We start from the raw sequence: 7,090 nt of genomic DNA on the forward strand, positions 1-7,090 counted from the left end.
ATGATTTTTGTTCATATTTAACCTTGGTTTCTAACAGTGCGACATTGCACCAGTTGTCAAAACAATGTTGAACTGAATAGAAATGAGATGGATAACACAGGTTACTCATTATCTTCGGATAACGAAGTTATCCGCACCAGTTGTTTTAAGCTGTATCAGTTTTTAATCAAGATTAATACTTGGAGCTTAGCTAATTTAGCTACTTAGCATCTGCTGGCAATATGGTTATAAATAACCGACTCATAGAGCCACTGTCATAGTTCAACTTCAGGTTAAAATTTTAGAAGTAACATCAGGAGGGAACCTCCTGTCGAAATGAATAGTATCATCATAGATTGACAAGGTCAATTGTTTTCTTGACTCACAGTTAAAAATAGTTTTGCGTTTATAAGTTGAAGTTATATTTCCTGTTCTAAAATTCATTGAAACTAACCACATTTGAAATAAAAATGCCGTCTGAAAGAAAATCTAAACGACATTCAAAAGTGCTGTCCCTTTATGTATCTAGTACATTCTCTTTCAAGCAATCCGATCCGCCATTAAATCAGAGATTTTGTCCAGATATCAAGAAGTAGATGTTACCTTTGATAACGATTTTAGGTAGGCGAATGACTTTGGCATTACTACCGTGGTTTATTGACCATGTTCATCCATTGTTTCGCCAGTCTCATACGGATATATCACTGCTCTTCGTCCGGTTTGTCAGATGTCTTGTCGGAGATGAAATCGCCAAAGTAAATCACTATCTGTAATTTGGCCAACTGTTCGGCTGGCACTTTCATTGGGGCGACATCGCCGAATGGGCTGGTGAGCGTTGGCGACACTTCTCCTTCAGAGAATGGGAAATTACCAGGTCCATATGCCGCAATGCCTTTTACTTTCTAGTTGGTGATTGTCGTCAGCCAACCCAGTCGTTTACTCGGAGCGGATTTTTTACCTCTTTGAAATAAATATCGTAAAACAAGGTTTCGTCTTGTTCTACACGTTGTTGCATTTTGTTCGGCGTTGACACAATCTTCTCAGGGAGGATATGGTTGTGATGAGGCATTAGCCTATCCACTTGAGTCAATGGCAACGTGCGATCGTAGCGTTCGCCGTCTTCCCAACGAGCTTGCGGCGGCACCCAGAAGATGTTTTCTGCCGCATAGTTATCTTTATCTTCCATTTCTTCATCAAGGACGGCTTGATATTCTTCAGGGGAATACTCTTTCGGATCAATATAAAGTGGGCTTTGTGGATCTTGTAGTTCGGTGAGAAGCTTTTGCGATGGGCAGTAAAACTATCAGAAATATATTTTAAGAAAATTAAGCCAAGAACGATGTGTTTATAGTCGGAAGCGGAAAGTTGGTTACGCAGTTGATCTGCCGCAGTCCAAAGACGGGCATCTAATTCTTTTAAAAACGCTTGCTGTTGCGCGAGGCTGGTACTAGAATCTTGCTGTGCACAGCTGTGCTGTCATTGGATTACCTCTTTTTTACCTCTTTGGTTGGTTTCGATACTTAAAGACCGCCGAATTATAACAAAACCCCTTGTATTTTAAATTATCTTTTTTGCCTAAAGTTTAGTCAGGCGTGCGTGTTTTCGGTGTCTATTTTACGGAAAAATGCGTTGGCACTTTTATTTTTCTTCTCTATCTCTTTGATATTTAAGGCTTCTATATTGGTGTAGGTTAAAAATGAAGCAGAAAGCAAAAAATTTGTTTGGTTGCCCTTGAAATTTCTCTTTCAGCCAACATTTTACTTCCATCAGTGAGTTGGGCTGAAAAATGTGGAAATTTTCCACCGCACTTTGAATGTTATTCCTGTGTGAAAAAAAATGCAAAAAAATTTGCAATATTGCACTTGAAATTTTTAAAGCTAGCCCAATTTAATCAATCGTAAACGAATTAATCGAATTTTATTAGGAGAAAACATATTATGGGAAAATTATTGGTATTGACTTAGGTACAACAAACTCTTGTGTGGCTGTAATGGACGGCGACAAACCGCGTGTTATTGAGAATGCGGAAGGGGATCGTACAACTCCGTCAATTATTGCTTATACAAATGATGGCGAAACCTTAGTCGGTCAGCCTGCGAAACGTCAAGCAGTAACAAATCCAAAAAATACATTATTTGCAATCAAACGTTTAATCGGTCGCCGTTTTGAAGATCAAGAAGTACAACGCGATGTGAACATTATGCCATTTAGCATTGTGAAAGCAGACAACGGCGATGCGTGGGTTGAAGTGAAAGATGAAAAAATGGCACCACCGCAAATTTCTGCTGAAGTGTTGAAAAAAAATGAAGAAAACAGCAGAAGATTTCTTAGGTGAGCCAGTAACTGAAGCGGTAATTACTGTACCAGCTTACTTCAACGATGCACAACGTCAAGCAACCAAAGATGCTGGCCGCATTGCAGGTTTAGATGTTAAACGTATTATTAACGAACCAACAGCAGCAGCGCTTGCTTATGGATTGGACAAAGGTAAAGGCAATCACACTATCGCAGTATATGACTTAGGTGGTGGTACATTTGACTTATCTATCATCGAAATTGACGAAGTAGATGGCGAAAAAACCTTTGAAGTGTTAGCAACCAATGGTGATACTCACTTAGGTGGTGAAGACTTTGATAACCGTGTAATTAACTACTTAGTTGACGAGTTCAAAAAAGAGCAAGGTGTTGATTTACGCAACGACCCACTTGCAATGCAACGTTTGAAAGAAGCAGCAGAGAAAGCGAAAATCGAACTTTCTTCAGCACAACAAACTGATGTGAACTTACCTTACATCACTGCAGATGCAACAGGGCCAAAACACTTAAACATTAAATTAACTCGTGCGAAATTAGAAGCCTTAGTAGAAGATTTAGTAGCACGCTCATTAGAGCCTGTGAAAGTGGCATTGAAAGATGCAGGTTTAAGCGTATCAGACATTGATGATGTGATCTTAGTAGGTGGTCAAACTCGTATGCCATTAGTACAACAAAAAGTGGCTGAGTTCTTTGGCAAAGAGCCTCGTAAAGATGTGAACCCTGATGAAGCTGTTGCAATCGGTGCAGCAATTCAAGGTGGTGTATTAGCTGGTGATGTGAAAGACGTATTGTTATTAGACGTAACACCGCTTTCATTAGGTATCGAAACAATGGGTGGCGTGATGACTACCTTAATTGAGAAAAACACAACGATTCCAACGAAGAAATCACAAGTGTTCTCAACCGCCGAAGATAACCAAAGTGCAGTAACCATTCACGTGTTACAAGGTGAGCGTAAACAAGCGTCTGCAAACAAATCACTAGGTCAATTTAACCTAGAAGGCATTAACCCAGCACCACGTGGTATGCCACAAATTGAAGTAACTTTTGATATTGACGCGGACGGTATTATCCACGTTTCAGCGAAAGATAAAGGTACAGGTAAAGAACAACAAATTACCATTAAAGCGTCATCTGGTTTAAGCGAAGATGAAATCCAACAAATGGTGCGTGATGCAGAAGCCAATGCAGAAGCTGACCGTAAATTTGAAGAATTAGTTCAAGCGCGTAACCAAGCTGATCATCTTGTTCACAGCACACGCAAACAATTAGGCGAAGTTGGCGATCAATTATCTGCTGATGATAAAGCCCAAATTGAAAAAGCCGTGAGCGAACTTGAAACAGCAGCGAAAGGTGAAGACAAAGCTGAAATTGAAGCGAAAACCAAAGCATTAGTGGAAGCATCACAAAAATTAATGCAAGCCACAGCACAACAAGCTCAAAGCGGTGAACAACCACAACAAAACAACGGTGATGATGTGGTAGATGCTGAGTTTGAAGAAGTGAAAGACAATAAATAATTCACATTCAACAATAATCCAAAGGGCATAGCAATATGCCCTTTTAGCGTATAAAAAATAGGATAAAAATGGCAAAACGAGATTATTATGAAGTGCTTGGCGTTGAACGTGGTGCAGATGAAAAAGCGATTAAAAAAGCCTACAAACGCCTTGCAATGAAATTACACCCCGATCGCAATCAAGGGGATAAAGAAGCTGCCGAGAAATTCAAAGAAGTGCAAGAAGCCTATGAAATTCTAGGTGATAAGAAAAACGTGCTACTTACGATCAATATGGACACCAAGCCTTTGAACAAGGTGGATTTGGTGGCGGTGCTGGCGGCGGTTTTGGTGGCTTCAGCGGTGCTGATTTTGGCGATATTTTTGGTGATATGTTCGGCGATATTTTCGGCGGCGATATTTTCGGTGGCGATATTTTCGGTGGTGATATTTTCGGTGGTGGTCGCTCACGCCAACAGCGTGTTGTGCGCGGTGAAGATTTACGCTACGACATCGAAATTACCCTAGAAGAAGCGGTTCGTGGAACGAAAAAAGAAATTCAGTTTGATACCTTGGCAGAATGTGATCATTGCCACGGCACTGGGGCCGAAAAAGATTCTAAAGTGGAAACCTGTCCAACCTGTCACGGTGCGGGACGAGTACGTCATCAGCGTGGTTTCTTTGTAACTGAAGATGTGTGTCCAACTTGTCACGGCACAGGTAAAAAAATTGAAAATCCGTGTAAAAAATGCCACGGTGAAGGACGCGTTTACAAGAAGAAAAATCTTTCCGTTACCATTCCAGCAGGCGTGGATACCGGCAACCAATTACGCTTAGCTGGTGAAGGTGCAGCAGGGGAGTTTGGAGCGCAAGCGGGGGATTTATATGTGGTGATTCACGTTAAACCGCACCATATTTTTGAGCGCGATGGCAATAATCTTTACTGCGAAGTGCCAATTAGTTTCACAATGGCAGCGCTTGGTGGTGAAATTGAAGTGCCAACCCTTGATGGTCGCTTAAAAGTGAAAATCCCAGCAGAAACCCAAACAGGCAAATCCTTACGTTTACGCGGTAAAGGCATTAAGTCTGTGAGAACAGGTTATACTGGGGATCTCATCTGCAAAGTGATTGTGGAAACCCCAGTGAAACTCAACGCTGAACAGAAAGAGTTATTAAGAAAATTTGAAGAAAGCCTTGAAAGCGGTAAGAAAAAACACCGCCCGAAATCTTCAAGTTTCTTTGACGGTGTGAAAAAATTCTTTGATAATTTAGGCAAATAGCTTGTTAAATTCGCTGAAATAGTGAATTAAAACAGGATTATTTGAACTAAACCAGCCTTTAAATTAAAACGATCGCATTTTATAAGTGCGGTCTTTTTTACGTTTTTGTGATGGCTATCACGGTCGTGCTTGAAATAAGCTATTGCATAATAACTATAAATGCTATAAAATTCGCCCGTTTTTGCTTTAGATAAAGCAAGTGAAATTTCGTTCTTCTGCGTTGCAGAAAATTGTTTTAATCATATAGAGGAATAAGATTATTAAAACCGTAAAAAAAGCACCAACAACAAATCGCCCAAATCGCATTAACGAAGAAATTCGGGCGAAGGAAGTTCGCTTGATTAACCAAGATGGTGAGCAAGCAGGAATTGTCAGTCTGCAAGAGGCTTTAAATAAAGCGGAAGAAGTAAATCTCGATCTCGTGGAAATCAGCCCAAATGCTGAGCCACCAGTTTGCCGTATTATGAATTACGGTAAGTTTCTTTATGAAAAAGGCAAAGCAGCAAAAGAGCAGAAGAAAAAGCAAAAAGTTGTTCAAGTTAAAGAAATTAAATTCCGTCCGGGAACAGATGAGGGTGATTACCAAGTTAAATTGCGTAGCATCTTACGTTTCTTGGAGGATGGCGATAAAGTAAAAATTACCGTGCGTTTCCGTGGACGCGAAATGGCTCACCAAGATATTGGTTTAAATGTGTTAGAGCGTGTTAAACAAGATACCTCAGAAATCGCAATGATTGAGTCAGCACCGGGTAAATTAGAAGGTCGCCAAGCTGTAATGGTGATTGCACCGAAGAAAAATAATTTTATTTCTTGCGTAAAACGGATGGATCTTATAGAATTCATCCGTTTTTCTTTGCAGAAAAACAAAGTGATAATCAGGTAAACTACGCAACCTGATTTCCTTGTGTATGATAGCCTTTGGCTAACAAATAGAAATAATTAGTGCTTTACAAGTAATTTATTATTAAATTGATAAATTCGCCTAATTATCCAACCTAACTTAAACAATGCGGAGTTATTTAAACAATGCCTAAAATTAAAACAGTACGTGGTGCTGCGAAGCGTTTCAAAAAAACAGCTTCTGGCGGTTTCAAACGTAAACAATCTCACTTACGTCATATTTTGACTAAGAAAACCACTAAACGTAAACGTCATCTACGTCATAAATCAATGGTTGCGAAAGCAGACCAAGTTTTAGTTGTAGCCTGCTTGCCATACGCATAAGCGTAAACAAGTAAAGCGTACGTCAAGTGAATTTTAGTTAATAATATTGTATAGGAGATTAAATAATGGCTCGTGTAAAACGTGGTGTTATTGCAAGAGCTCGCCATAAGAAAATTCTTAAGGCAGCTAAAGGTTATTATGGTGCGCGTTCACGCGTTTATCGCGTTGCGTTCCAAGCTGTAATTAAAGCAGGTCAATATGCTTATCGCGACCGTCGTCAGCGTAAACGTCAATTCCGTCAATTATGGATTGCGCGTATCAACGCTGCAGCCCGTCAAAATGGCTTATCTTACAGCAAATTTATCAACGGCTTGAAAAAAGCATCTGTTGAAATCGATCGTAAGATCCTTGCTGATATTGCAGTATTCGACAAAGTTGCATTTGCAGCATTGGTTGAAAAAGCAAAATCTGCGCTTTAATTTTTAAAGACTGATTGTGAAAGGACGCTCTATAGCGTCCTTTTTCTTATAAACCGATTTTATCCAAATACGCATAAGAATAATTTATCAAGGTTTTTTATTCGCTTAAAGAGCGGTGAAAAAATGATGAATTTTCCCACCGCTCTTTGCTCTGTAGGGGCAGACCTATGTGTCTGCCCGAAACAATATTTTCTAAACAACTGATGGGAAAATGAACACGGGCGAACACATAGGTTCGCCCCTACGAGGAAATAATGGTAAATCTCACCTACCCCTTCTCTACAAAAGAGAGTAACTTTTCACTGGGAATAAATAGAGCTCGGTAAAAGTTAATAAAATAAAAAAGAGCGGTGGAATTTTGGCTCTTTAAAAGA

6 protein-coding genes and 2 pseudogenes are annotated in these 7,090 nt (G+C 39.8%); 5 read left to right on the forward strand and 3 right to left on the reverse strand.

Going from position 1 to position 7,090, the window contains the following annotated elements; genetic code table 11:
• Positions 1-680: 680 nt before the first annotated feature.
• The 3 genes from C3Z13_RS11710 to C3Z13_RS12410 all read right to left on the reverse strand — a co-directional run bounded on the left by C3Z13_RS11710 (position 681) and on the right by C3Z13_RS12410 (position 1,356).
• Positions 681-824, reverse strand: coding sequence for a hypothetical protein (locus C3Z13_RS11710; RefSeq protein WP_181022044.1), 144 nt, complete (start codon positions 822-824; stop codon positions 681-683).
• A 74-nt stretch (positions 825-898) separates the two neighbouring features.
• Positions 899-1,165 carry a hypothetical protein gene (locus C3Z13_RS12405; RefSeq protein WP_245872609.1) on the reverse strand — a complete coding sequence of 89 codons (267 nt, stop codon included), beginning with the start codon at positions 1,163-1,165 and terminating at the stop codon, positions 899-901.
• Complete coding sequence (locus tag C3Z13_RS12410; protein WP_245872610.1) at positions 1,066-1,356, reverse strand: type I restriction-modification system subunit M N-terminal domain-containing protein; 291 nt, start codon at positions 1,354-1,356, stop codon at positions 1,066-1,068. Before C3Z13_RS12410 ends, C3Z13_RS12405 begins: the two co-directional genes overlap by 100 nt.
• Positions 1,357-1,969: 613 nt before the next feature.
• Here C3Z13_RS12410 and dnaK point away from each other — a divergent pair.
• The 5 genes and pseudogenes from dnaK to rplT all read left to right on the forward strand — a co-directional run bounded on the left by dnaK (position 1,970) and on the right by rplT (position 6,716).
• A pseudogene (dnaK, locus tag C3Z13_RS08800) lies at positions 1,970-3,815 on the forward strand (molecular chaperone DnaK).
• Positions 3,816-3,883: 68 nt separating this feature from the next.
• Positions 3,884-5,073: pseudogene (gene dnaJ, locus C3Z13_RS08805) on the forward strand (molecular chaperone DnaJ).
• Positions 5,074-5,332: 259 nt separating this feature from the next.
• Positions 5,333-5,956, forward strand: a complete 624-nt coding sequence (gene infC, locus C3Z13_RS08810; RefSeq protein WP_103855666.1) for a translation initiation factor IF-3 — start codon at positions 5,333-5,335, stop codon at positions 5,954-5,956.
• A 143-nt stretch (positions 5,957-6,099) separates the two neighbouring features.
• A complete protein-coding gene (gene rpmI, locus C3Z13_RS08815) occupies positions 6,100-6,297 on the forward strand; it encodes a 50S ribosomal protein L35 (protein ID WP_005596065.1) in 198 nt (65 codons plus the stop codon).
• Positions 6,298-6,362: 65 nt separating this feature from the next.
• Positions 6,363-6,716 carry a 50S ribosomal protein L20 gene (rplT, locus tag C3Z13_RS08820; RefSeq protein WP_005546410.1) on the forward strand — a complete coding sequence of 118 codons (354 nt, stop codon included), beginning with the start codon at positions 6,363-6,365 and terminating at the stop codon, positions 6,714-6,716.
• The last annotated feature ends 374 nt before the right edge of the window (positions 6,717-7,090 follow it).

Source organism: Avibacterium endocarditidis (assembly GCF_002921145.1).
GTDB lineage: Bacteria > Pseudomonadota > Gammaproteobacteria > Enterobacterales > Pasteurellaceae > Avibacterium > Avibacterium endocarditidis.